A 22,966-nucleotide genomic window follows, 5' to 3' on the forward strand; every position below is an offset into this window, starting at 1 on the left:
AACTACGAAAAAACTCGTAGTTAAAGCAAGATATTTATTTTGACCAAATCAAGAGATGATTGATACCTATGCGAGGAAAAGCAGCACTTCTGGGGATCGCCCTGATGGTCCTCTGCGCCGCGGTGATCGGCAACGTCACCGCCCAGTTGCCGGAGGAATCGAGGGACAAACTGATCCACGTCTCCGGCACGGGCAAAGTGACGACCACGCCTGATGAGGCCGTCGTCGTCTTCGCGGTCGAGACCGAGAACACCGACGTCAAGACGGCACAGCAGCAGAACGCAGAGCGGATGGATGCCGTGGTCAACGCACTGAAGAGGGCCGGCATTCCGGAGAAGGACATCAGAACCGCGGGCTACAACATCATCCCGGTAACCGAGAGCGACAGCCGGGGTCTGACAACGTCGAAGGTCAAGTACTACCGGGTCGTCAACAGCCTCGAGGTCACGCTGAACGACGTGAACCGCGCGGGCGAGATCGTCGACCTCGCGGTAGAGAACGGTGCAAACAAGGTCAACCGGTTCTCGTTCACCCTGAGCGACGCAAAGCAGCAGCAGTTCCGGTCGCAGGCCCTGACCGCCGCGGTCGCACAGGCACGGGGTGACGCGGACGCCGTCGCCGCGGCCATCGGCAAGACCATCGTCGACGTCAAGGAGGTCAACGTCGGCGGCAGCTACGTGCCCATGGTCTACGACACCCGCTACAACATGATGGAGAAGGCTGCAGGCTCAGCCGTCGCAACCCCGCTCGAGGTCGGCGAGATCGACGTGACCGCCACCGTCTCCATCTCCTACATCATCTCCTGATCACCTCTACCACCTCTTTTCGTCTGCGGGCCCGGGGGACTCCGATCTCCGGGCCGCTCCCCTATCTCACGGCCTGCCCTCTTGCGAAGCATAATCGTCTGCGAGGAGAGACCGGGTCTATCTATGTTCACGATAACCGAGGCCTACAACAACATCCCCTGCCGGGAGGGGCTCACGACGGACTGGGGGTTCTCCTGTCTGATCGAGGAGGCGGGCCTGCTCTTCGACACCGGGGCAAAAAGAGACGTGCTGGTATCCAATATGGAGGCGCTCGGCATCGATCCCGGAGATCTCCGCTATCTCGTGCTCTCCCACGACCACCACGACCATATCGGCGGCATCGCGGCGGTTCTTGCCGCGAACCCGTCGATGGAGGTCTATGTCCACAACGCGTTCTCCGAAAAGACGCTTTCGCTGATCCGGGAGCATACAGAACCGCGGATCGTGGATGGGTGGACGGAGATCGCGGACGGCATCGCCGTGACCGGCCCGCTCGGGACGGCTATCCGGGAGCAGTCGCTCGCGGTCGCCGTATCGGGCGGCTGTCTGGTCGTCACCGGGTGCGCACACCCCCACATCGGCCGGATCGTCGAGAGGGTGTCCCGGGAGGGCAGGGTGTGGGGCGTCATCGGCGGGCTGCACACCGTCTCCGGTGAGGACATCGCCGCGCTCGCAGGGGTGGCGTACCTCTCGGCGTCGCACTGCACCGATAAGATTGCGGAACTCGCAGAACGTTACCCGAACACGTTCCGGCCGGGGGGTGTGGGGAAGGTGCACCGGATCTGAAAAAAAGTTATTCGTTCTTTTCGGCAGAACCGCCCTTCGCCTCAGGCCCGTCCGCGAACCAGACGGTGCGCTGCGGGAAGGGCATCTCGATGCCGTTCTCTTCGAGCGCCTGTTTGATCTTCCAGAGGAGATCCGTCCGGACGTCCCACCAGTTCCGGGCCGGCGCCCAGATGTAGGCGGTCAGGTTGACGCCGTCGTCCCCCAGGTTATCGACGAAGACCGACGGCGCCGGGCTCTTGAGCGCGAAGGGGTGGGTCTCGATGACCCCTTTTGCAATCCGGATTGCCGCATCGGCGTCGTCCTGGTACCGGATACAGATCTCATACGTGAACCGCCGGGCTGCGTTGTGGACGTAGTTCGTGATGTTCGAGGTGAAGACCTTCTCATTCGGGATCCGGATGTAGATCCCGTCGTAGGTCTTGATGACGGTCGAGAGAACACGGACATCCTCGACACTGCCGCTGACGTCCGCGACGTTGATGTTGTCGCCGATCCGGATCGGGTGCTCGAACATCAAAAAGAGCCCCGAGATCAGGTTGGAGACGACGCTCTGGCTCGCAAAACCGATGACCAGACCGGCGATTCCCCCGGCCACCAGGAGGCCCGAGAGGTCGAAGTTGAGCTGCGGGAGAGCGACGACGAACGCCCAGACGACGATGATGTAGTAGACCAGCTTCGTGAGCAGCTCGCGCTCGTTCTTGGGCAGCCGCTCGGCAAGAACCCTCCGGACGTTCGTCGCGACAACCTTCGCGATGATAACGCCGACCATGAGGATGACGGCGAAGTACAGGATACGCTCGACGGTGATATCGCCGACGCCGATCGGGATCTCCAGGACCTCCGTCACGTTGAACGCCATCAGTAACCCCACTCCATCAGGTACCCCCGGTTGATCACCGGGACCTTGCGGGCCGCATACAGTTCGACGGACTTCGTCATCCCGGGCCGGAGCGGAGCGTCGATGAAATCCGTCTCCGCCAGATTCGGGCTGAGGATCTTCATCGTGGCGGAGGAGGCCACGAGGTCGTCGTAGTAGATCTTCATATCGACGCTCTCGAAGACGGCAGTGGAGACCTCCACCCACTCGTGGGATGCGTTATGGATGGAGAGTTCCATCACCCCCTCGCGGAAGGCCTCGACGGCGGGGATCTCCGGGTAGACCGCGCTCCGGTACCACCGCGCGATGATTCCGGTCGTCGGCGAGCCGTAGAGCGTGTATTTCTGGGTGCCAAGACCAAAGACATCGAGCACCTCGATATCCCTTGCGGACTCTATAAAAACGCCGATCTCGACGGGGAACTTCAGGTAGACCGTCCGGGAGGTTCCGGGCTCGATCACCATCGGGGAGAACTCCATCAGCAGGAAATTCGTGATATCTTTGGGGAGGTTGACCGGCTCGACCGGGTTGATGATCACCTCACCGGTATCCGAGACCAGGATCCGCTCGAACGTCTGCCCTTCGCATCTGCGCCGGTAGGTCAGGAGACCGTCGACACTCCCGGTTTCCACCAAAATATCGCCGCATTCGCGGCGAAAAGTGCCCCTGTAACGTCCGAACATCATGTATGATCTGCAAATACTCAAATATTAACTTACGCGATAGACGTGATCCACCGGGGCCGCGTCCCGGCACCCGATCCCGGCAGACGAACGAATACGGGCGTTTATGCAGATACTCAAACAGAATAGAGTAGTTGTGGGAAATCAGCCCGGTTTAAATGGGAACGAACTGGGAAGATATAAATAATAAATCTTTTTGCTGATATATTTCGTGGAAGATAAATGGACACCCTTTTAACCGGCTGCCCCAGACATTTTTCCTGTGCGTTCGCCCCAACCAATGATACGCAGGGGCACCGTATCGGCCGGCACGGAGGACTCACCCGGAGATCGGGGCGAGAGAGCCTTCTCGCGGCATTGCGGGACGAGAACAGTTCCCGGGTGATACATGTGAAGATAGAACAAAAAAGGGTCAGGGAATCCATGAATCACAGCCGGATACCCGTGAGTATCTTCGACCACCTCCAGCAGCCGGCGCTCGTCCTCGACTGCGAGGGCCGGGTGATCGTCTGGAACGACAGCATGGAGCGGTACACCGGCGTTCCGGCGGAAGAGATCGTGGGAAAAGGGGGATACGCACATGGAAAAGCGTTGTTCGGCGAGGCCTGCCCCACACTGGCAAACAGCATCCTGACTCACAGTGAAGCCGGGAGCGGCCATTACCGCCTGCTGCGCCACGAAGGCGAAGAACTGCTCGCCGAGTCGCGGATCCCCGCGATATCCGGGAGTGCGGTCGTCTGCATGGCCGCACCCCTCTACGATACCGGCGGCCGGCAGATCGGTGCGGTCGAGACCATCCGCGAGGTTCCGCAGGATAGGGCGGCCGACGAGTCCCGCGGCATGCCGGAGGAGCAGGTGCGGATCCTCGCGAGTTCTCTGCCCGACATGATCTTCACGCTCGGCAGGGACGGCACCTTCACCCAGTTCTTCTGGACCGGCGGCTGGACTCAGGGCGTCAACCCGGAAGAGGTCGTGGGCAGAACGCCCCAAGCCCTGTTTCCGCCGGAGGAAGCGGACTTTCTGACCGGGGCAGCGTGCCGGGTCATCGAGACGGGGGAGACCGTATCGGAGACCCGGTCGTTCTCGTGGCGCGGTGAGGAGCGGTCGTTCCAGGTCGCCATCCATCCCCTGCACAACGCTTCCGGGAGGATCGCGGCCGCGACCGGGGTGGGCCGGGAGATCACCCGGGAGATAGCCTGCGAACAGGCCGGCCGGCTCTCCAGCCTCTACCTCGACCTGCTCGGCACCGACATCTACAACACCAGCATGGTTGCGGCAACGATCATCGAGATGCTCCGCGACCGGCTCTCCGGCGAAGAGGCAGAACTCGCTCAGAGGGTCAAGATTACGATCGAGCAGGGGATCAACGTCATCAAGAACGTCGAACTCCTGACCGCGCTCAACAAACACAGCATCCGCCTGGAACCGGTCGACCTCTCCGCCGCCATCCGCGACCAGATGCAGCGGTACGCAGGCATCGATATCCGGTACGAAGGCGGAACCTGCATGATCTGGGCAAACCCCCTTCTTGAGCACATCATATCCAACCTGATCAGCAACAGCATCAAGTTCGGCGGCATGAAGGTCAGGATCGAGGTATCCGTCATGGAGACCGCAGACACCGTGATGCTCTCCGTCGCCGATACCGGCATCGGCATACCGGATCACGTAAAGCCGAACATCTTCGACCGCTTCAGCCGGGAGGGGAGCAAAACCCCCTCCGGGGGCAGGGGTCTCGGGCTGCACATCGTCAAGACCCTCGTGACCCGGTACGGCGGACGCGTCTGGGCGGCCGACCGGGTTCCCGGGAAACCGGAGGAAGGGGCGGCAATCAAGATCATCTTCCAGAAGTGCTAGTGGGATTTTTCGCGCCTCCGGGTGCGGGCCGCCGTCCGGAGGATACGGGGTTCGGAGGATGGATCCGGCTCGCTTTCCCTGTCGGCAGAACCTATCGCTTTCTCCCTGTAGCCCCCACCCTGTCTCCACCTTGTACACGGGCACTTGTAACCCCCACCCCGCCCGGCCTTCGGCCTCCTCCCCCGCCCACGAGGGGCGGGGGCAGTGCGTGGCGATAGCCAGTGGGAAGCCGTGTTACGGGAGGGGAACCAGGATTACACCCATTCCAGTATCTCCCCAAGCAGTGGACTGTGGGGATATCACCATTGGGGGCGGGGCCGACGGGGAGGGGGTTCACCCCCTCCCCTGTCTCCATTGCGTAAGGCTCTTCTTTGTAGCCCTCAACCCACCTGCGCTTCGCACTCCATCCCCCCGATGCCCGGGGTACTCAGATATATATCCCGCGAGCGACTATATCATACCGCATCATTCCCATTGGGGACTGCTTCAATGATACGAACAATATGCTTTAAAGAACGAAGATATATCGAAGAGTTGAGAATTCTTACCCGGGCGACCGCGCTGGACTGCATCATCGACGAGCGCTTCGACCGCATAGTATACCTCATAAAAGAAGGAGACATGGGTCTCGCCATCGGCCGGAAGGGGAGCAATATCCGGAAGATGCAGAGGGTTCTCGGAAAACGCATCGAGATGGTCGAATACTCCCCGGAGATCGAGCAGTTTGCGAAGAACGTCTTCAAGCCTGCCGCCGTCGTCGGCGTCGCGAAGAGAGACGACGGAAAACTCACGGTGTACGTCAGCCCGGGCGACCTCGGCATCGCCATAGGAAAAGGCGGATGCACCATCGAGAAGGCGCGGATCCTGCTTGCCCGGTACTTCGATACCGAACTCGGCGAGGTGCTCGCGGGAGAGGAAACTCATGCGTGATTGGACCATCCTCGAAGAGGTCTGGCAGGTCATCCAGGACCGGGCGGAGCACCCGTCCGCCGAAAGTTACGTCAGTTCCGTCCTGACCCACCGGAAAGGGATCGACAAATCCCTCGAAAAGGTCGGTGAAGAGGCGGTCGAGTTCATCCTTGCCGCCAAGAATCAGGTCCCGGAGAGGACGGTCTCTGAGGCGGCCGATCTCCTCTTCCACCTGCTGGTGGCGCTCCGGGCATCCGGCACCGATGTCGGCGACGTGCTCGACGAACTTGCAGCGCGCCGGAAGTAATCAGAGATACTCTTTGAGGTCGACCATCCTCGGGAGATCGTCCTTCTTCACCGCCGCCGTCTCCACGACCGTATCCTCGATCATGATCGGCGCCCGGTAACGCAGAGCGATGGCTATCCCGTCGCTCGGCCGGCAGTCCATGATCTCGGTTCGCGATCCCTGCCGCAGATGGAGTTTGGCGTAGAAGACCCCCTCCTCCAGAGAATCGATGTGCAGAGAATCGAGCGCGATCTCAAAGCTCCGGAACATCTCAACGATGAGATCGTGGGTGATGGGGCGGGGGAGCATCTCGCTGTTGAGCGCGTTGCTGATCGAGATCGCTTCCCAGAGCCCGACGTAGATGGGTATCGTGCTGTCGCCCCCGGCATCCAGGATGACCGTCGGCGCTGCTCCCATCTCGCTCACCGACATGAACACACCCTGCACCCTGCAGCTTTGAGCCGTCATGTGATCACCTGACATCAGCCTTCTGATGTTTAAACCTTGGGGTCAATCACCGCTGCTTTTTGGCGCGGGCAAGGAACTCGCGCCGGACAATGACGAGACTCGAAAGGAGACCGAGGAGGATGTTCAGGTAGTAGAAGATCAGCCTCCAGAGGAGGACGAAGACGCCCACGATCGCCGACGGGACGAAGAGGCTGTAGAGCGACGTGGCGCCGATCTCCGCAACGCCCGAGCCGCCCGGGGTGAGCGGGATCATCATGATGATGGCGAGGACGAGCTGGACGACGAACGACTCGATGAAATATGGGGGCTGCCCGAGGCCGATGAGCAGCATCGATGCGACGACGAACTCCGAGACCCAGAAGAGCAGGGTGAAGAGCATCCCCCATACGAGGCCGCTTTTCCCGTGGTTCACGAACCTGACGAGCCCCCGGTTGAAGTTGTCCACCTCGCGGTCGATCGTCTCCAGCAGGCTCTCGAGCCGCTTTAAGTGCCATCGGCGGTCGATCCACCGCGAGATCCCTTTGAGCACCCGCTTGAGATGGTCCGGGTTCTTGACGGAGTAGACGAAGACGAGCACGAAGAGGGTGACGAAGATCCAGGCGGCGTACATCAGGGCGCTCAGCCCGCTGAACCCCGAGGCGAGGCTGCTCCAGTAGTTGCCGAGGAAGAGCATGGCGAAGGCCCCGAGCGCCCCGAGGATGATTCCGTCGAGGATCCGCTCCATGATGACGACGGCGGTGGCGTCCCCGACCGGAACGCCCGCCCGGTAGAGTTCGTGAATCCTGACCGGTTCCCCGCCCGCCTGTGACGGGGTTACCGCCGCAACGAGCATGTTCGCGAGCACCAGGTTCACGCAGTGCGTGAGGTGTACCCGGTACCCGAGCGACGCCGACATCTTCTGGATGCGGAGCGCCCAGAACCCGAGCGAGAGGAGGTGAAGGAGGACGGCAAGAACCAGGTAATACGGGTTTATCCGGCTGAGGTACTCGATCGTCGACTCGTCGACGGTGAAGTACAGAACGCCCGCCATGACAAGAGCGCTGAAACTGAGCGAGACGAGCAGCCACTTCCACTGAGACCTCTTCATCCACGACGCTCCCGGGCACGGGGACGGTCCCCGGAAAGACCGACCCTCACCCCCGGGTGCTGCAGCCGTCTTCGAACGGCCGGGCAGCACCGGAGGGAAACACCCGATTTTTAGTAATAATTTATCGTGCGGCTACTATTTAACGATGGTTTTATCGAAAAATCGATAGAACCGGGGATCCGCGAAAAAACCGGATCCTAAACGGTGAAGAGGCCCCGCTCCCCGGTTATCCTGAACAGCCCCGCGCGGATGCCGGCATCGAGCCAGGCATAGCCGTAACTGAACCGGGCGAGGGCGGCGGAGAGGTCGCCCGCATCGAGGTATGCCGCACCCTGCGCATACCAGCCGCGTGCCGCCGAATAAAACTCTCCGGCCGCTGCGTGGAGCGGGCTCGCCTCGTCCGCCGCCGCCTCGACCGTTCCGAGAGCCGCATCGAGCATCCGCCGGTAGCGGTGCGTCTTCTCGTCGAGGCGGGCAGCCTGCGATGCCGGTATGCCCGCATCCACCGTCTCCGGGGGGTGGGCGAGAGAAGGCACGAGCAGCCCGAGGTGCGAGCCGGCGTCAAGCCACCCGAGCCCGTAGGCAAACGCGGCGAGGGCGTTCACCCGGTCGCCAGCCCGGAGAAACGCAAACCCGTCGCTGTGGTATGCGATAGCCATCTCGAGCACCTCCCCGGCCGCCCGGGAGAGGGAGGTGCCGTCCGGGACGGCGATCCCGGCCGGAGAAAGGGCTTCCCCATAGAGAGCGCCGTAGTCGTCGAGGTTCATAGGCCGGCGAAGATCTCCAGGTACTCGCGCTCCATCGGGTGGAGCTCCGCCGGCACGGCGAGGATATGGAGCGGGGGGCCGAAATCCGTCTCTTTGAGGGTCGCGCCGGTTCCGGCGGCAACCACCGGGCGATCCGACCCCGCCCGGGCGATCCCCACGTAGAGCGCGGGCGGTTCGATACCGCGCTTCTCTGCCATCTCCTCGAGAACGGCGATCGCCTCCGGGACGCGCATGTAGCGATCCTTCTGGATATCCAGGTAGACGAGAGTATGGAGGTTCTGCGCAAGATTCGCCGCAATCGTCTCGATCGGAGCCGTCGGGAACCAGCCCTTCGCGGGGAACGGCACCGAGCAGGACTTCCCGAACCGGTAGTTCTGCAGGCCCGAGAGGCCCGAGACCGCGCTCGATATCGACGACGCGTGGATGATGGAGGTCTCGATCCCCGCGGCGGCCGCCCGCAGCCGGAGATCCGCATGCGTCGTCGAGACCATGGGATCCCCTCCGGTCAGGAACGCCACCCGGCCGGCAGCGGCACGATCGAGGATATCGCGGGGGTTCTGCTCGACGTCCTCCCGGCCGAGCACCCGGATCTCCTTTCCAAAGAACGCTTCCATCGCACCGACGTCCGTCCCCATCAACCGCGACGTATACGCCTCTAAAAAGACGGCATCGGCGCTCCTGACGTATTCGAGGCCTTTGACCGATATATCCCCGAGGTCGAAGAGCCCGAGACCCACGAATGTCAACATCGATGCCTCACTCCCGGAACGGGGGCGGAACGCAGCCGGGATGCGGCTGCACGGGTTCTGCCGTCATTGTTCAAAGGTCAGCGCTCCATCGTCGTAGAAGTAACGGATCCAGGGGGTCGTCCTCCCGCGGATGCCGATGATGCGGAACTCCCGCTCCACCGCCCCTCCCCCGTCTTCAGCCCTCACCTCGATGACCGTGTTCATCAACTGCTTTATCGTGGAGATGGTTCGCTCGTCGAACGACTCGCTGTTGAGGATGTAGATCCCGATCCCCTCCAGTTTCTTCACCCTGTTGGTGATCACGTGGAGGAACCTGTAGGTCACCTCCAGCTGCGCGTACATAAGAAGCGTCGAGACCGAGTGGACGCAGAGCCGGATCGGCGGAGGCATCGGCCCCGGAGGATCGGCCATCACCCCTTCCTTCCACATATCCTCCACCATCCGGGAGAACTTGATCCCCATGCTGGTCAGGTCGAGAGGGCTCGTGACGAACTTTGCCTTTGTCGTGTCCCGCAGGGTGGGCACCGAACTCTTCGTGACCGCGTCGATGATCCCGATCCGGCCCCTGTCCGCCCCAAACCTGCGGAACGCATCGACCGCGTCGGAAGCACGCTCGTCGGTCGATATGGCAACAGCCCATTCCCCGGGCCGGGGAGAGGCTATCCGGTATGCCAGAAGCTCAGCGTAGGAGAGGGGGGGCGCCAGGAGGAGAATATTTGTGGCGGCCCGCAGGCCCCCATACTCCCTGTCGATCATCGGGATGCCGGTTTCGTAGGTGTACATCGTGTAATACCAGTTATGACAGGATATAGTGGATAAGGCCTCCTATCAGGAGCCCGAGGGCGACCGTGTAGGCTGTGATCGCGAGCGTGATCCGGGACCCGACTTCGCGCAGCAGCACCGTGATCGTCGCGAGGCAGGGGACGAAGAGGACGGTCACGACCGCGAATATGTAGAGCTGCAGCGACGAGAGCACCGCCCCGAGGTCGGCGGTGCCCGCGAGGATGGCAAGGGTCTCGAACGCCATCTCTTTCCGGAGGATCCCGAAGATGAGCGCCGTCGCCGAGTAGCCGGGAAGGCCGAGGAGGGCCATGGTGTACGGCTCCACAAGCCCCTCGAAGAACGTCATGACGCCGAAGAACTCGAGCAGCCCGAGAACGACGCTTCCCGCGAGGAGCAGGGGCATCGCGATGAAGAGGAACTCCGAGAGACGCGCCCAGGACTTCTTCATCACCAGTTTCGGGTCGGGCCAGCGGAGCGGAACCATCTCCATGATCATCCCGAACCGCTCGCCGGGCGTCACCCGGGAGAGGACGAGCCCCGTCGCGATGATCAGGACGAAGACGATGGCGTATACGCTGAACGCCGCCGCGATACCGACGAAACTCGCCACGATCCCGGCGATGATGACCGTCCGGGCCGAGCAGGGAACCATCGTGACCAGGAACGAGGCGATGATCCGCTCGCGCCGGGAGCGCAGGAGCCGGATGCTCATGATGGCCGGCACGTTGCACCCGAACGCCAGGGTAAGGGGGATGACCGCCCCGCCGTGCATCCCGACCCGGTGCATCGCGTTGTCGGCGAGGAATGCCGCCCGGGTCATGTAACCCGAGTCCTCGAGGATGGAGATGATGATGTAGAAGAGGAGGACGTACGGGAACGCTATCCCGAGGCCCGCCTGGAGCGCGATGAGGATCGATGTTCCGAGCGTCTCGACGATCGGCGGCAGCCCGAGCGCAACGAAGGGCTGTATCGCAAAGACCTCGAAGAACTCCACGATCATCTTCTCAAGGAACGATCCCGTGACGAAGACGAAGAGGAGCATCCCGATCAGGATACCGATGAGGATCGGCATCCCGGGGATGAGCCGCGTCAGAATGCTATCCGGGTCGGTCTGGGGGAGCTGCGCCTCCTCCTTCACGGTGAGGTCGGCGATCTTGTGGGCGAAGTTGTGCCGGTTGGCCGCGATGATCTGGGCGACCGTCATCCGGTGCCGGGACTCGATCTCGTCGGAGATCGTCCGCGCCGCCTCGAGCAGTTCCGGGTTGTCGCCGAACCCGAGGAGCGCACGGACGCTCCCTTTCCGGTCGGCACCGAACATCTTCCCGAGACTCCGGATGGCCGCCTCGATGTGGTGGTCGTAGGGGATCTCGACCACCGACGGGCTCGAGGCGGCGAGAGCCGCCGGGATGATCCGGTCGATGTTCTTCCCCTGCGACGCCGCCGTCTGGATCACCTCGACGCCGAGAAGGTCGTGAATCGGGCCGGGATCGATCTCAAGTCCGCGTTTTACGGCTTCATCGACCATGTTCAGCACGACGACCATCGGGAGGCCGTACTCCGCCACCTGGAGGAGGAGGTAGAGGTTGCGCTCGAGACGAGTGGCGTTCGCCACCACGATGACCGCATCGACGTCCTGCTGCTCCAGGAACCGGCGGACCAGGCCTTCCTCGTCCGAGTTCCCCTCGAGCGAATAGACCCCGGGCAGGTCAACGAGCTCGACGATCTCGCGCTGGAAACAGGTGTTGCCCCGCTGCAGCTCGACGGTGGTTCCGGGATAGTTGCTCACCTCCACCCCAAGGCCGGTGAGCTGGTTGAAGATGAGGGATTTGCCGACGCTGGGGTTGCCGATCAGCGCGAACCTCATGGACACGACTCCACGACGATCGATCGCGCGATCTCGGGGCTGATGGCGATATCGCAGCCTTTCACCCTGACGACGACGGAATCATTCGGGAGTTTGCGCCGGATCTGCACGATCTCGCCGGGGAATATGCCGAGATCGAGCAGCCTCCGGTGCCGCCGGGGGCCGCGCATCATCGCCACCCGGACAGTATCGCCTTCCTTGCAATCGAGCAGCGTGCAGTCCCGCCCCCGGCAGCGCCCCATACGTCCCGGCGGAGACTGGGCGCCGTCCATGTAGGAGGAGAGCCGGTCGATCGTCTCGTCGGATATCCCGTGCTCGAGGGTGCAGGCCTCCCTGCTCGCGGCATCCTCATCGACGCCGAGCATCTCCGTCAGGAAACACTGGAGAACGCGGTGTTTCCGCGCCACCTGTGACGCCACCGACGAACCCTTCCCGGTAAGCCTGACGGCGTCGCCGTCCGCCCGCTCCAGGTATCCTTCCTCGACCAGAGAGGCGACGGTCGTCCCGGCGGTCTCCTTCCCGGTATCGAGAGCCGCCGCTATCTCGTCCAGCGTCGCCGCCCGGCCGCCGCTCTCCGTGATCGTGAGGATTGCTTCGAGATAATCCTCAAACGTGGAAGGAAGCATGTTACAATTTCTTTGACTCCTATAAGTTTATATTTGGGGGTGTAGGCAGCATACGCGGGAAGACCCCTTGCGCAGGCTGAGGGATGAGAGCATAGCCTCCCTCCTCCAGGATCACTTTCACCGTGCACGGCTCTTCTTTATGTCGAAAAACTGCAGATCACTCATGCGATAGCCAGCAGGAGAGTTTCCGGTGCACATCACCGCAAAGATCAGGATTCAGGTCATACCTGAGCAGGAGGACGTGCTCTGGCATCTCTCCGAGAAGTGCCGATTAGTCTACAATTTTGCGCTTGCCGAGCGGAACCGAAATTACCAGGAAAACAAAGACAGACCCGGCAAACAGTACATCGGATATGTGCAGCAGGCGAACGCCCTCCCCAAGTTGAAGGAAAAGTATCCCGAGTACAAGTGGGTCTACTCAAAAGTGCTTCAAACGACGTTGAAGTCCCTGGACGACGACTTTCGCTCATTCTTCGCCCTGCGACAGAATGGGGATAAGGGGGCAAATCCCCCAGGGTTCAAGGGAAAAGACCACTTCTGCACGCTACGCTACAACCAGAGCGGATTCAAGATCGAGAGGGACCAGATCTGGTTCTCCCACTTCTACAACACGGTGCCACTGATCTTCGCCCTACCCGCTGGTTCTCAGTTCATCAACGTCAAACAGGTTGATCTCTTCTACGACGACATCAAGAGCGCGTACTATGTATCGATCGTTCATGAGGTCCAGCCGGCGCAGGAGTACCGTGACAACGGGCTCTACCAGGCGTTTGACCTCGGGGTGACCCAGCACGTCGGGGTGAACAGTCACGGGAAGTTCATTGGGTTTTCTGTGGCTCGCCCGGACAAGTACTGGAAAACCCCGATCGCTGAGTTGCAGGCCCGGCGAGACCACTGTAAGAAGAAGAGTCGAAAGTGGCAGAAGCTGAACCGGCTCAAGCGGAAGTGTGAACGAAAACAGGGCAACCAGATCAAAGATTTCCAGCACAAATTGAGCAAGAAAATCGTTGAGAACACTCGCGCTAACACGATCCTCGTTGGGGATCTGAGCGTGAAGCAGATGCCCCGGTCCCGGCAGGCGACCCCGGGGCTCAACCGCGCCACCCAGAACACGGGACACCTGTCGCGGTTCATCAGATTTTTGACCTACAAGGCAACCCTTGCAGGTAAGAGAGTAATAAAAATCGATGAACAGAACACGACAAAAGCCTGTTGTGTCTGCGGGGCGCTTCACGACATGCCGCTCTGGAAGCGAGTTATAGAATGTGAGTGCGGGAACACCATGGATCGAGACCGGAACAGTGCGGTCAATATCATGGTACGGTTCCTATCACAGAATGCCCTGCGAACGGGCTACCGGCAGTTCGCCGATAATCTGCGACAAACAGGTCTGGAAATTCCAGTACACTCGCAGGAAGCCCCCTGCGTAGGCGGGGGTAGTTCGCGGATTTGGGTAGTACCATAGGAATTGTCAACGATCTACGGCCTGAGGAGGATGGGTGGGCCGGGTCGGCAGCGGGAGCGTGAAGCGATCTATGACCCCAGACGTTTTTTTGGGATCCGAACTATTCGATCTACACGCATCTTTCGGGCATGACCGTTACCTCCTACCGGCAGGAAGGTGGCAATGACGATGGTCTTCATCTGGCGCATAGATAACGGCAAACTTGCAGAGGGATGGGAAGTCGATGAGGACCGGGATTTCCTCAAACAACCGGGCGTCATCGAATACACGGAAAAAGGAAAGAAACTCTTTCCGGGAGATGCCAGGTAGTGAATGTATCGGCCAGGCAGGTTTCCTGCCCGAGCCTGCACCCGGCAAGCATCAAGGCCTATATGGTTTTGGGGAGGAAGAGTGATCATGGGAACCCCGGAGGGGCAGGTCACGAACAGGGATGTCGCCGAACGGCTCGCGTTGATGGCCCGCCTCCTCGGGATCGCGGGGGAGGACCGGTACCGGATCGCTGCCTACGAACGGGCGGCGCGGCAGATCGACCGCCTCTCCCTCCCGGTCGCCGGGCTCGACGGGGAGGAGCTCACCCGTATCCCGGGGATCGGAGAGAGGATTGCCGGGCAGATCCGCGAGATCGCCGCCACCGGAACGTTCGGGGAACTGAAAGATCTCCAGGCGGCCATACCCGGATCGGTCGTCGAACTGCTCGGCGTTGCCGGGGTGGGGCCGAAGACGCTCCACGTTCTCTACGGGGAACTCGGCATCCGGACACTGGACGACCTGGAGCAGGCGGTGAAGGGGCATCGCCTCAGGGCGCTCTCCGGGTTCGGGGCAAAGAAGGAGGAGGCGATCAGGCGGGGCATCGAGCAGTTCCGGAAGAGGTCGAACCGGATGACCCGCCCGCAGGCCGACGCGGTGCTCGCGGCCCTGCCGGACGGCCGGTACATGGTTGCGGGGAGTTACCGGCGGGGATCGAGCACCGTGGGCAGGCTTGCGATCGTCGTTGCCGGGAATGGAAGCGCCGCTGGAGACCGCATACCCACCGACGCCGTGGTGGACGTCCGGTTCGCCGAGCCCGGCCGGTGCGGCACCGCGCTCCTCTGCGCCACCGGCTCGGCCGGGTTCCTGGAGAGGCTCGGGCAGGTGGCGGCGCGACAGGGCTACCGGCTCACGCCCGACGGTCTTGTGGAGACCGCAAACGGGCGATTACAGGAGTTCGCAAGCGAGGAGGAGGTCTTTTCGTTCCTCGGGATGGAGACGGTTCCGCCGGAGCTGCGCGAGGACCGGGGCGAGATCGAACTCGCTCTCCGGCACGCCCTCCCCGACCTCGTCGATCTCTCAGACGTGCGGGGCGATCTCCACGCCCACACCACGTGGAGCGACGGCCGCCAGTCGCTCGAAGACGTAGCGGAGGCGGGGGAGAGAAGGGGCTACGAGTACATCGTGATCACCGACCACTCGTCAAGGGTGCGGCCCGAGGCCCTTCTAAAACAGCAGGCCGAGATCGAGCGCGTCAACCGGCGGCACGACTGCCGGCTCCTTGCCGGGAGCGAGGTGGACATCAAAAGCGACGGCAGCCTCGGGTACGAGAACAGGGTTCTTGCCGACCTCGACCTGGTGATCGCCTCGGTGCACTCGGGGTTCTCCCAGGACCAGGACGTCCTGACCCGGCGCATCCTCACCGCGATGGAGAACGAGCACGTCGATATCGTCGGTCACCCCACCGGCCGCCTGCTCGGCCGGAGACCGCCGTATGCCGTCGACCTCGAGCGCGTTATCGCACACGCGGCGGCGACGGGGACGGCTCTCGAGATCAATGCATCGCCCCACCGGCTCGATCTTGAGGATATTTATATCCGGCAGGCCAAGAAGGAAGGAGTGAAACTGGCTGCAGGGACGGATGCCCATAGGAACGGCGAATTTGCAAACATGCGTTACGGTATTCTACTGGCACGCCGGGGCTGGTGCACCCCGGACGACGTCCTGAACACCCTTTCTCTATCCGCGCTGCTGGAGTGGACGTCATGATCTACCGGTTCTACGAGAAGATCCTCCTCCGCGATCTCAGGACGCTCCCCGAGCACGTCTGCTTCATGATCACCGAGCAGGACATGCTCGATGCTCCCGGCAACCTCTCCCGTGCCGCCGGGTGGTGCCGCGACCTCGGGATCAAGAGTGCCACGTTCCACATCAGCACCGCCGACCCCGCCCGGCTGGAACGCTGCCTCCCGCGGATTCGCGAGGTATCCTCAATCGCGCGCCTGACCCTGCACTACCGCGACGAGAAGGAGGTCAGCGGCGAAGGCATGGACGTGACGGTGGCGATCGGCAAGAGCGGCAGGGAGGAGATCGCCGGGTGCGTGCGAAGGATGGCCGAGGACGGAGTAGATCCGGAATCGGTCGACGAAGACCTGCTGGAGTCATACCTCACCTTCAAGTACGAGCCCGATCTCGTCATCAAGACCGGCGGCGACCACCTCACCGATTTTCTCATCTGGCAGTCGGTCTACTCCGAACTCTTCTTCCTCGACGTCAACTGGGCGCTGCTCAGAAAAGTGGATTTCCTCCGAGCGCTCCGGGACTTCCAGTCGAGAGCGCGGCGGTTCGGGAAGTAAGCCGGCGATAGAGGCCGGTAACAAAGTCTCGCGCGAAGCCGCGAAGTGCGACGGTTCGTAGAACCGGAGCATGAGAAGCCATCAGGCTTCGAAGGGGAGTTGCTCTCAGATAAACCGAACTTCGCGTTCTTCGCGGCTTCGCGTGAGGCAACATACAAGGATAATAGCAGAGTCTCACGCGAAGAACGACTTCCTCTTTGGGGAAGGAGTTTGAGAAGCCGTAGGCTTCGAGCCGCGAAGTCCGAGATGTAAGTATAGCAACTTCCTGCGGGGAAGTCGCACATCGCGTGAAGCCACGTCGGCGTGGAGGTAACCGTCAGCCCCCCCGGGCAACGCGCTCCTTGAGCCGCATGCGCTGGTCGTAGACCCGCATCGCCCGCAGAAGGTCGATCTTCCTGAACGCCGGCCAGTAGGGGGCGCAGAAGTAGACGGCCGACTCATGGCCGTTCGCGAGCCAGGGGAGGAAGTTCGAGGTCCGGTAATCGTTGCCGGTACGGATGATCAGGTCGACAGGAGGGATGGGCGCTCCCCGGTTGAGGTGGGCCTCAACGGTCGCGGGGTCGATGGCCGCCGGGTCGATGGCGCCATCCCTGACCTCGTCGAGGATCGACCGGGCGGCGTGCACGATCTCGTTCCGGCCGCCGTAGGCGAGCGCGATGTTGATGAAGTAATCGTTGTAGTGCCGGGTCGCCTCCTCCGCCGCATCGATGGTTGCAAGGAGTTCGCCGGGGAGGAGGGATCGATCGCCGATCATCTGCACCCGGATATGGTTTTTGTGTACCCGCTCATCCTTCATGACCGCAACGAACTTCTCCCGGAAGAGGCGAAAGAGCGATTCGAGCTCGCTGCTATCCCTCCGGAAGTTCTCCGTGGAGAAGGTGTAGAGCGTGATGTGCTGCACGCCGAGGTCGCACGCCCAGTCGAGGACCTGCTCGGTCGCATCCGCCCCGAGCCGGTGGCCGACCGCTGTATCGAGCCCCTGTTCCCGGGCATACCGGCGGTTCCCGTCCTGGATCACCGCGACATGCCGGGGGACGTGCTTCACCTGCCACTTCAGGTAACGCTCGTAGAGAGGTTCGATCCCCGATCGCAACATCAGAGCGGCGTCACCTCGACCACCATGCCGCCGTTCGGGTAGCGCTCGACGACATACTTCTTCCCCGGCAGCCCGGCGCCGTGTTCGGTGAGCACCCACCACGCCATCTCGATCCGCCCCTCAAAAACTGCATACTCATCGTCATCGAGACCCTCCAGGAATCCGTCGACGGCACCTTCCGGCTCGAGCACCCCGTAGACAACGGTTCCGTCATCCGTCACCTCCTCGAACGGACGCGCAGTGTTGGCAGCGATCCGCTTTAACCGTTCCCGTAGCTGGACCGAGTCCTTGAAGACCGACGAGCAGAAGTGAACTTTCGGGTCGCCGGTGAGTCTCTCCGCCCACTGGCGGGCACCCTTCACGGCGTTGTGCATCCCGTCGTCGAGTTCGAGCCCGCGGTCGCGCATGGCGGCGGCGCAGGTCTCGCCCCACTCCAGCTCGTTGATGTTGAGGAAGTCGAAGAGCGGGAGGGCGGCGGCAAGATCCTCGATCCCCGGGAGCGCCGGCACCTCGATGCCGACAAGGAAGCCCATCTTCCGGGCGAGGGCGGCGGATCGGGCAAAATCGGTCTCGATAATCTGCGGCCAGACCTCATGAGGCGGGTGGAGCCGGATCTCGTCGACCAGCCCCTGCAGGCGCCGGAGCACGGCTTCGTCCGGCGCAAGGCCGGTGTAGAGGTGGATCTGGTGATCCGGGCCGAAGCGCTCCTTGAGAGCGTGGCAGTACTCCACCACCCGGTCGAGTTCGAGGAGCGGTTCGCCGCCGGTGACGCCGGTCCCGAGAGCGCTCATGCTCTCCGCAACCTCGATGGCCTCGGACGGCGACGAGACCTGCCGTTCGTTTGCAAAGACCACGTCCCGGCCTTTTCGCTCACGTGAAAGCGGACAGTACCAGCAGGTGCGGCGACACCGGCCGGTCACAAAGAGGACCATCTTCGCTCCCTGGTGGCAGAGGACGCACCCCGGCGAGAGGAACTGCCCGCCGGGGGGTACTCCCGACTCCTGCGGCATAGTTACAGCATGTATGGGGCGGCGGAAGTGAAAAGGTTTGACGGTACAGGGAGAGAAACGGGGGAGAGGCAGGCAGGCCGGTAAGTGGCTGTGCTGGAGATGGTTTCCGGTTTTCCCGCCGGAACGAGCGTGGTACCGAGCAACAACTAGATATAGGCTCCGTGCAGAGAATTACCCTGGCTATGCCGCTGTGCGCACGTGATGACGGTCTCTCGGAGGTCGTCGGTTTTGTCCTGATCCTCGCCCTGATCGTCGTAGCGCTCTCGCTCTATCAGATCTACGGGGTTCCGGCGGCCGGGAGGGAGAACGAGATTGCGCACATGAACCAGGTGAAAGACCGGTTCATCGATTATAAGATTGTTCTGGACTCACTCTGGCTGAACAACAGGAACGGTGTCCTCCTCTCGACAGCCTTCGACCTCGGGACGGGGGCGGGAGCGACCGGGGGCAGCGCCTTCGCGCTCCCCATCCTCACCCCCGCGGGTTCGGGGGGAACGGTCTCGGCGAAGAGCGGGGGAGCGAACCTGACGATTGCGCCCGAGGGGAAGGACCCGGTGACCATCCCCCTCGGGAGCCTCTCCTACACCTCCTCGAACCGCTACTGGGTCGACCAGACCTGGACCTACCAGATGGGCGCGGTCTTCCTCTCCCAGGACGGGGGGACGACGGTCCGGGTCGGGCCGTCGATTGCGGCGGCGAAGACGGCGGATGAGAACATCACCCTCACCGTAGCCCCGATCAGCCTCGAGGGTTCGGCCGGGATTGCGGGGTCGGGGCCGGTGCGGGTCGAGACCCGGATGCGCTGGAGCGACCCCTCCTCCCTCAGCGGGACCTACGACCGGGTGAACCTGACCGTCGATGCCGGCGATCCGGCGACGGCCCGGGCCTGGAAGAGGGCGTTCGACGAGGTCCGGCAGAGGGCGATTGAGGAGAGCGTCGAACCTTCATGGCTATCGACCGGACAGAGCGGGAATACGGCCACGCTCACCGTCCAGCCGGAGAAGAAGGTGTTCCTCACCGTGTACCCGGCGAACTACACGGTCTCGATCTACAACGCGGCGTCCCTGATGGAGTGATGGGTGTGAGACGGCATCGTAGTGAAGAAGGAGTCTCCGAGCTGGTCGGAGCCATGCTCCTGCTCGGCCTGACCGTCATCGGCGTCGCGCTCGTGGGGATCGTCTTTCTCTCCGCCCCCCAGCCGGACGCGATCCCCCGGGCGGCCATCGCCGCGGGAGTTAACGAGACCGGCAGCCTCGTCCTCGTCCACGATGGGGGCGATCCCCTGAAAGCAGGCGACTACCGGATCTACGTCGATACCGGGAGCGGGCTTGTGGACGGGACCGATACATTCACCGGACTCAAAGACGGCGCGTGGTCGGTGGGGGGGAGCCTCGTCCACAACGGTCCAACACCGGAGCGGGTGGTCGTGACCGCGGTCTCGGGGGGCAGCGAGACGATCCTTGCAGAACCGGAGTTCCGGGGCGGGAACGGGAGGTTCTCCCCCGACCCGGTGGGACCGGGGGTGGCGCCGGTGGTGACAGTGACTCCGACTCCAACACCCGAAGATGTGATTATTAATCTTCCCAAAATAAATGAAAGTTTAATAGCCCTACCAAAAAAAGCGACGATAGATGCGACGATAACATTGGAACAGGCGAGCTATGCCCACATAACCCTCTACAACTATGACGCTGTGAAGCGTGGAGAGAATAATCCAAAAATAACAGTTGCAATGATGACTTCTGAAGCGCTCGGAGATCTCTATACCTCCGAAGAGATTAATCTCAACGGTTTCACAACCGGCGATCATCCCAATGATCGCATAGCAGTGGTGATCATCATCTATGACAGTAACGACGACCCCCTCATGTCCATAACAACGATGGGTGTTGTCCAGAGCGCGCATTGAAATGCCCAACGACACCGCCGCCTCCGATCTCATCGCCGTCATGACTCTCATCGCCGTCTTCGTGACGGCGGTGGCGATCCTCGGGGTGACGCTCCTCTCCAGCCCCTCCGGCGACGCGGCGCCCGCGATGCTTGCCCGCAGTGTTGTGGGAGAGGACGGCAAACTCTCCATCCGCCACGACGGCGGCGACCCCCTCGAATGGGAACACTTTGCGATCATCGTCGACGGCGTCGACCGGACGGAGGAGTTCAGCCTCGTCGATACCTCAGGGAACGAACACAGCACCTGGACGTCGTGGGGAACCGGGGAGGCCCTCGTCCTCAGTGGTGTGCCCGAGGACGCCCACATCCAGATCGTCGCCGGGGGCGTGAGCCGCACCGGCAGTGAATGGCTCCTCCACGAAGTCGGGAGCGGCTCGGCGGTCGGGCCAACGGTAACGGCAACGACGGTGCCCACCACAATACCCACCACAATACCCACCACAATACCCACCACAATACCGACGACTGAACCGACACAGGTGCCCCTTGTCGCCGGCTTCACCGCCGACCCCACATCCGGCCCCGCTCCCCTCCGGGTACAGTTCACCGACGCCTCCGCGGGAGGGGCGACCTCGTGGTCCTGGAACTTCGGCGACGGCGGCACGTCGACCGAACGAAACCCGGCGCACACGTATACGGACGAAGGGATCTATACCGTCACGCTGACGGTCAAAAACGCCAAAGACAGCGATACGGTGACGAAGACGGGGTACATCATCGTTACGGAGGAGCACGTCTCCCGGCTTGAGGTGAATTCGGTCCGGCAGGCGCTCATATTCTTCTGGTGGAACGTCCCGGTCAACGGGATCGGCATCGATTATTCCGGAGACCTCGGAACGGGATCGGACGAGACGCCGTTCGTCCTCAGCAGAACCGATTCGGACGACTCCGGCTTCAGGGTCACGCTGACGGCGCCTGATAGCATAGGATTCTGGCCTCTGTTATGGTACTTCGAAAGGTGGCAGGTCGGCGAAACGTGGTATGGGAGCAGGACAATCAATGTCCCGGTTGCCGATGATGAGAGCCTGACAGCCACGGCGCATTACAGTTTCTGGCTCTAGGGAGCAGAACCGTGCCGGGCAGAAGGGGAAGACGGAAAAGAGGGAATCCCGCGGCCGGTCAATAAGCCCGCCTACACCAGGTCTTGCGGTTCCCTCACCCTTCCTTCGTCCACCAGCTCCGTGTAATCGTCGAACCAGTAGGCCTCCGGGTTGCTCTTATAGACCATGAACCGGCCGAGATCCTCCGGGTCTGCCGCCTGGTTGTACTTGAAGTAGGTGTGCCGGTCCGTCTTCCCGAGCACCTCGATCTTCCCCGTCGCGTGGGACATCACGAACCGGGCCCGCTTCGCAAGCCCCGAACAGATCGTGCGGGCCTGCTCGAATATCCGGTAGGACTCCTCCACCGGCACCGCGAACGTCCTGTTGCCGATTGACGGACGGCACTGGAAGACATAGTAGGGGTTCGCGCCGATGAACGAGAGTTTGTCGAAGAGCGCCGCAAGCACCCCCGGGTCGTCGTTGATGCCGCGGATGAGCGGCGTCTGGTTCATCACGACCGCTCCCGCGTCCTGCAGGAGAGCGACCGCCCGGCACGCGGCATCGGTCAGTTCCCTCGGGTGGTTGAACTGCGCCATGATGTAGATACGCTTCTCGTCCATGCTGTAGTCCCGGATCATGTCCAGCAGCGTCGGATCGTTGATGATCCGGAAGGGATTGTATGCAGGCATCTTCGTGCCGATCCGGATGATCCCGACGTGATCGATCTCGCGGATCTGCCGGACGATATCGAGCAGCCGGCCGGTCTCGAGGAAGAGAGGATCGCCCCCCGTAAGGAGGACGTTCGTGATCTCCGGATGGTCCCGGATGTAGGCAAGCCCCGTGGAGATCTCCTTATTCACCTCGCGCGCCTCCTCGATGAAGAGGCGCTTGCGGAAACAGTAGCGGCAGAGGCCGCCGCAGATGTCGCTCACGAGCAGGAGAGCGGTTTCACGATATTTATGCTGCAGCCCCGGAGCCTGAGTGTACCGGTGCTCCGACGACGGGTCGAGATGCCCCCAGGGCTCAAGCTCCTCGACGGTCGGCACAATCAGCCGACGGATAGGGTCGGCGGGGTCATCCCAGTCGATCAGCGAGAGATAATAGTCGTTCGCACGGAATGCGAAGTGGTCGGTCACCTCCGCGAGGCGGGCGCGCTCCTCCGGACCGATACCGGGAACCGAATCGAGCGATGAGACATAGATCGGGTTTTTGGTGCTCCCGATCGCGTTTTGGATATCGTATGTCGTGTTCATG

The 22,966-nt window shown here is 62.2% G+C and carries 24 protein-coding genes; 12 read left to right on the forward strand and 12 right to left on the reverse strand.

All coding sequences use genetic code 11. The annotated features are described in order from the left end of the window. Positions 1-68: 68 nt before the first annotated feature. Together MchiMG62_RS10350 and MchiMG62_RS10355 are read left to right on the forward strand one after the other, a co-directional pair. A complete protein-coding gene (locus MchiMG62_RS10350; protein WP_221056889.1) occupies positions 69-806 on the forward strand; it encodes an SIMPL domain-containing protein in 738 nt (245 codons plus the stop codon). A 123-nt stretch (positions 807-929) separates the two neighbouring features. Then, positions 930-1,592, forward strand: coding sequence for an MBL fold metallo-hydrolase (locus tag MchiMG62_RS10355; protein WP_221056890.1), 663 nt, complete (start codon positions 930-932; stop codon positions 1,590-1,592). A 7-nt stretch (positions 1,593-1,599) separates the two neighbouring features. Here MchiMG62_RS10355 and MchiMG62_RS10360 read toward each other — a convergent pair whose 3' ends face one another. Both MchiMG62_RS10360 and MchiMG62_RS10365 read right to left on the reverse strand, forming a co-directional pair. Then, positions 1,600-2,451 (reverse strand): mechanosensitive ion channel family protein, encoded by an 852-nt coding sequence (locus MchiMG62_RS10360; RefSeq protein WP_221056891.1) that lies wholly within the window; start codon positions 2,449-2,451, stop codon positions 1,600-1,602. Next, positions 2,451-3,101 carry a DUF432 domain-containing protein gene (locus tag MchiMG62_RS10365; protein WP_244987685.1) on the reverse strand — a complete coding sequence of 217 codons (651 nt, stop codon included), beginning with the start codon at positions 3,099-3,101 and terminating at the stop codon, positions 2,451-2,453. Before MchiMG62_RS10365 ends, MchiMG62_RS10360 begins: the two co-directional genes overlap by 1 nt. 441 nt (positions 3,102-3,542) lie before the next feature. On the opposite strand from MchiMG62_RS10365, the gene MchiMG62_RS10370 reads away from it, so the two are divergent. The 3 genes from MchiMG62_RS10370 (at position 3,543) to hisE (ending at position 6,225) form a co-directional block, all read left to right on the forward strand. Then, the gene (locus MchiMG62_RS10370; RefSeq protein ID WP_244987686.1) at positions 3,543-5,009 is read left to right on the forward strand and encodes a sensor histidine kinase; all 1,467 of its coding nucleotides are present in this window, start codon (positions 3,543-3,545) and stop codon (positions 5,007-5,009) included. A 489-nt stretch (positions 5,010-5,498) separates the two neighbouring features. Continuing rightward, positions 5,499-5,939, forward strand: coding sequence for a NusA-like transcription termination signal-binding factor (locus MchiMG62_RS10375; protein ID WP_221056892.1), 441 nt, complete (start codon positions 5,499-5,501; stop codon positions 5,937-5,939). Then, entirely contained in the window at positions 5,932-6,225 is a 294-nt protein-coding gene (gene hisE / locus MchiMG62_RS10380; RefSeq protein ID WP_054848580.1) for a phosphoribosyl-ATP diphosphatase, read from the forward strand. The genes MchiMG62_RS10375 and hisE overlap by 8 nt, the downstream gene beginning before the upstream one ends. Here hisE and MchiMG62_RS10385 read toward each other — a convergent pair whose 3' ends face one another. The 7 genes from MchiMG62_RS10385 to MchiMG62_RS10415 form a co-directional block, all read right to left on the reverse strand. After that, a complete protein-coding gene (locus tag MchiMG62_RS10385) occupies positions 6,226-6,636 on the reverse strand; it encodes a bifunctional nuclease family protein (protein ID WP_244987687.1) in 411 nt (136 codons plus the stop codon). An 82-nt stretch (positions 6,637-6,718) separates the two neighbouring features. Beyond that, on the reverse strand, positions 6,719-7,759 hold the full coding sequence (locus MchiMG62_RS10390; RefSeq protein ID WP_221056894.1) for a lysylphosphatidylglycerol synthase transmembrane domain-containing protein: 1,041 nt from the start codon (positions 7,757-7,759) through the stop codon (positions 6,719-6,721). 197 nt (positions 7,760-7,956) lie between these two features. Continuing rightward, positions 7,957-8,526, reverse strand: coding sequence for a DUF357 domain-containing protein (locus MchiMG62_RS10395; RefSeq protein ID WP_221056895.1), 570 nt, complete (start codon positions 8,524-8,526; stop codon positions 7,957-7,959). Next, positions 8,523-9,275, reverse strand: coding sequence for a diphthine synthase (gene dph5 / locus MchiMG62_RS10400; RefSeq protein WP_221056896.1), 753 nt, complete (start codon positions 9,273-9,275; stop codon positions 8,523-8,525). Before dph5 ends, MchiMG62_RS10395 begins: the two co-directional genes overlap by 4 nt. 63 nt (positions 9,276-9,338) lie before the next feature. Then, positions 9,339-10,058, reverse strand: a complete 720-nt coding sequence (locus tag MchiMG62_RS10405; RefSeq protein WP_221056897.1) for an RAD55 family ATPase — start codon at positions 10,056-10,058, stop codon at positions 9,339-9,341. Between the two features lie 13 nt (positions 10,059-10,071). Next, a complete protein-coding gene (feoB, locus tag MchiMG62_RS10410; RefSeq protein WP_221056898.1) occupies positions 10,072-11,922 on the reverse strand; it encodes a ferrous iron transport protein B in 1,851 nt (616 codons plus the stop codon). Beyond that, positions 11,919-12,548, reverse strand: coding sequence for a metal-dependent transcriptional regulator (locus MchiMG62_RS10415; protein ID WP_221056899.1), 630 nt, complete (start codon positions 12,546-12,548; stop codon positions 11,919-11,921). Before MchiMG62_RS10415 ends, feoB begins: the two co-directional genes overlap by 4 nt. Positions 12,549-12,738: 190 nt before the next feature. On the opposite strand from MchiMG62_RS10415, the gene MchiMG62_RS10420 reads away from it, so the two are divergent. The 4 genes from MchiMG62_RS10420 to MchiMG62_RS10435 all read left to right on the forward strand — a co-directional run bounded on the left by MchiMG62_RS10420 (position 12,739) and on the right by MchiMG62_RS10435 (position 16,616). Then, positions 12,739-14,013, forward strand: coding sequence for an RNA-guided endonuclease InsQ/TnpB family protein (locus MchiMG62_RS10420; RefSeq protein ID WP_221056900.1), 1,275 nt, complete (start codon positions 12,739-12,741; stop codon positions 14,011-14,013). Between the two features lie 162 nt (positions 14,014-14,175). Beyond that, on the forward strand, positions 14,176-14,322 hold the full coding sequence (locus MchiMG62_RS10425; protein WP_178377653.1) for a hypothetical protein: 147 nt from the start codon (positions 14,176-14,178) through the stop codon (positions 14,320-14,322). Positions 14,323-14,409: 87 nt separating this feature from the next. Then, entirely contained in the window at positions 14,410-16,029 is a 1,620-nt protein-coding gene (locus MchiMG62_RS10430) for a DNA polymerase/3'-5' exonuclease PolX (protein WP_221056901.1), read from the forward strand. Continuing rightward, positions 16,026-16,616 (forward strand): undecaprenyl diphosphate synthase family protein, encoded by a 591-nt coding sequence (locus tag MchiMG62_RS10435; RefSeq protein WP_221056902.1) that lies wholly within the window; start codon positions 16,026-16,028, stop codon positions 16,614-16,616. The genes MchiMG62_RS10430 and MchiMG62_RS10435 overlap by 4 nt, the downstream gene beginning before the upstream one ends. A gap of 316 nt (positions 16,617-16,932) precedes the next feature. Here the strand turns inward: MchiMG62_RS10435 and uppS are convergent, their stop codons facing one another. Together uppS and MchiMG62_RS10445 are read right to left on the reverse strand one after the other, a co-directional pair. Further along, positions 16,933-17,712, reverse strand: coding sequence for a polyprenyl diphosphate synthase (uppS, locus tag MchiMG62_RS10440; RefSeq protein ID WP_221056903.1), 780 nt, complete (start codon positions 17,710-17,712; stop codon positions 16,933-16,935). Beyond that, positions 17,712-18,722, reverse strand: coding sequence for a radical SAM protein (locus MchiMG62_RS10445; protein ID WP_221056904.1), 1,011 nt, complete (start codon positions 18,720-18,722; stop codon positions 17,712-17,714). The genes uppS and MchiMG62_RS10445 overlap by 1 nt, the downstream gene beginning before the upstream one ends. 182 nt (positions 18,723-18,904) lie before the next feature. Between MchiMG62_RS10445 and MchiMG62_RS10450 the strand changes: the two genes are divergently transcribed. Genes MchiMG62_RS10450 through MchiMG62_RS10460 form a run of 3 tightly spaced genes read left to right on the forward strand, consistent with a single transcriptional unit; the run spans position 18,905 to position 21,733 of the window. Next, positions 18,905-19,798 (forward strand): DUF7289 family protein, encoded by an 894-nt coding sequence (locus MchiMG62_RS10450; protein WP_221056905.1) that lies wholly within the window; start codon positions 18,905-18,907, stop codon positions 19,796-19,798. A 53-nt stretch (positions 19,799-19,851) separates the two neighbouring features. Beyond that, a complete protein-coding gene (locus tag MchiMG62_RS10455; protein ID WP_221056906.1) occupies positions 19,852-20,631 on the forward strand; it encodes a type IV pilin N-terminal domain-containing protein in 780 nt (259 codons plus the stop codon). 1 nt (position 20,632) lies between these two features. Continuing rightward, positions 20,633-21,733 carry a PKD domain-containing protein gene (locus MchiMG62_RS10460; protein WP_244987688.1) on the forward strand — a complete coding sequence of 367 codons (1,101 nt, stop codon included), beginning with the start codon at positions 20,633-20,635 and terminating at the stop codon, positions 21,731-21,733. A 71-nt stretch (positions 21,734-21,804) separates the two neighbouring features. On the opposite strand, the gene MchiMG62_RS10465 is transcribed toward MchiMG62_RS10460, so the two are convergent. After that, positions 21,805-22,965, reverse strand: a complete 1,161-nt coding sequence (locus tag MchiMG62_RS10465; RefSeq protein ID WP_221056907.1) for a KamA family radical SAM protein — start codon at positions 22,963-22,965, stop codon at positions 21,805-21,807. Position 22,966: the final 1 nt, after the last annotated feature.

The organism is Methanoculleus chikugoensis (assembly GCF_019669965.1).
GTDB lineage: Archaea > Halobacteriota > Methanomicrobia > Methanomicrobiales > Methanoculleaceae > Methanoculleus > Methanoculleus chikugoensis.

Excerpts from the sequence above, each read along its gene's own strand:
- MchiMG62_RS10350 (WP_221056889.1), top strand. The coding sequence starts at position 69 with ATGCGAGGAAAAGCAGCACTTCTGGGGATCGCCCTGATGGTCCTCTGC.
- MchiMG62_RS10355 (WP_221056890.1), top strand. The coding sequence starts at position 930 with ATGTTCACGATAACCGAGGCCTACAACAACATCCCCTGCCGGGAGGGG.
- MchiMG62_RS10360 (WP_221056891.1), bottom strand. The coding sequence starts at position 2,451 with ATGGCGTTCAACGTGACGGAGGTCCTGGAGATCCCGATCGGCGTCGGC.
- MchiMG62_RS10375 (WP_221056892.1), top strand. The coding sequence starts at position 5,499 with ATGATACGAACAATATGCTTTAAAGAACGAAGATATATCGAAGAGTTG.
- hisE (WP_054848580.1), top strand. The coding sequence starts at position 5,932 with ATGCGTGATTGGACCATCCTCGAAGAGGTCTGGCAGGTCATCCAGGAC.
- MchiMG62_RS10385 (WP_244987687.1), bottom strand. The coding sequence starts at position 6,636 with ATGTCGGTGAGCGAGATGGGAGCAGCGCCGACGGTCATCCTGGATGCC.
- MchiMG62_RS10390 (WP_221056894.1), bottom strand. The coding sequence starts at position 7,759 with ATGAAGAGGTCTCAGTGGAAGTGGCTGCTCGTCTCGCTCAGTTTCAGC.
- MchiMG62_RS10395 (WP_221056895.1), bottom strand. The coding sequence starts at position 8,526 with ATGAACCTCGACGACTACGGCGCTCTCTATGGGGAAGCCCTTTCTCCG.
- dph5 (WP_221056896.1), bottom strand. The coding sequence starts at position 9,275 with ATGTTGACATTCGTGGGTCTCGGGCTCTTCGACCTCGGGGATATATCG.
- MchiMG62_RS10405 (WP_221056897.1), bottom strand. The coding sequence starts at position 10,058 with ATGTACACCTACGAAACCGGCATCCCGATGATCGACAGGGAGTATGGG.
- feoB (WP_221056898.1), bottom strand. The coding sequence starts at position 11,922 with ATGAGGTTCGCGCTGATCGGCAACCCCAGCGTCGGCAAATCCCTCATC.
- MchiMG62_RS10415 (WP_221056899.1), bottom strand. The coding sequence starts at position 12,548 with ATGCTTCCTTCCACGTTTGAGGATTATCTCGAAGCAATCCTCACGATC.
- MchiMG62_RS10425 (WP_178377653.1), top strand. The coding sequence starts at position 14,176 with ATGACGATGGTCTTCATCTGGCGCATAGATAACGGCAAACTTGCAGAG.
- MchiMG62_RS10430 (WP_221056901.1), top strand. The coding sequence starts at position 14,410 with ATGGGAACCCCGGAGGGGCAGGTCACGAACAGGGATGTCGCCGAACGG.
- MchiMG62_RS10435 (WP_221056902.1), top strand. The coding sequence starts at position 16,026 with ATGATCTACCGGTTCTACGAGAAGATCCTCCTCCGCGATCTCAGGACG.
- uppS (WP_221056903.1), bottom strand. The coding sequence starts at position 17,712 with ATGTTGCGATCGGGGATCGAACCTCTCTACGAGCGTTACCTGAAGTGG.
- MchiMG62_RS10445 (WP_221056904.1), bottom strand. The coding sequence starts at position 18,722 with ATGCCGCAGGAGTCGGGAGTACCCCCCGGCGGGCAGTTCCTCTCGCCG.
- MchiMG62_RS10450 (WP_221056905.1), top strand. The coding sequence starts at position 18,905 with ATGCCGCTGTGCGCACGTGATGACGGTCTCTCGGAGGTCGTCGGTTTT.
- MchiMG62_RS10455 (WP_221056906.1), top strand. The coding sequence starts at position 19,852 with ATGCTCCTGCTCGGCCTGACCGTCATCGGCGTCGCGCTCGTGGGGATC.
- MchiMG62_RS10460 (WP_244987688.1), top strand. The coding sequence starts at position 20,633 with ATGCCCAACGACACCGCCGCCTCCGATCTCATCGCCGTCATGACTCTC.
- MchiMG62_RS10465 (WP_221056907.1), bottom strand. The coding sequence starts at position 22,965 with ATGAACACGACATACGATATCCAAAACGCGATCGGGAGCACCAAAAAC.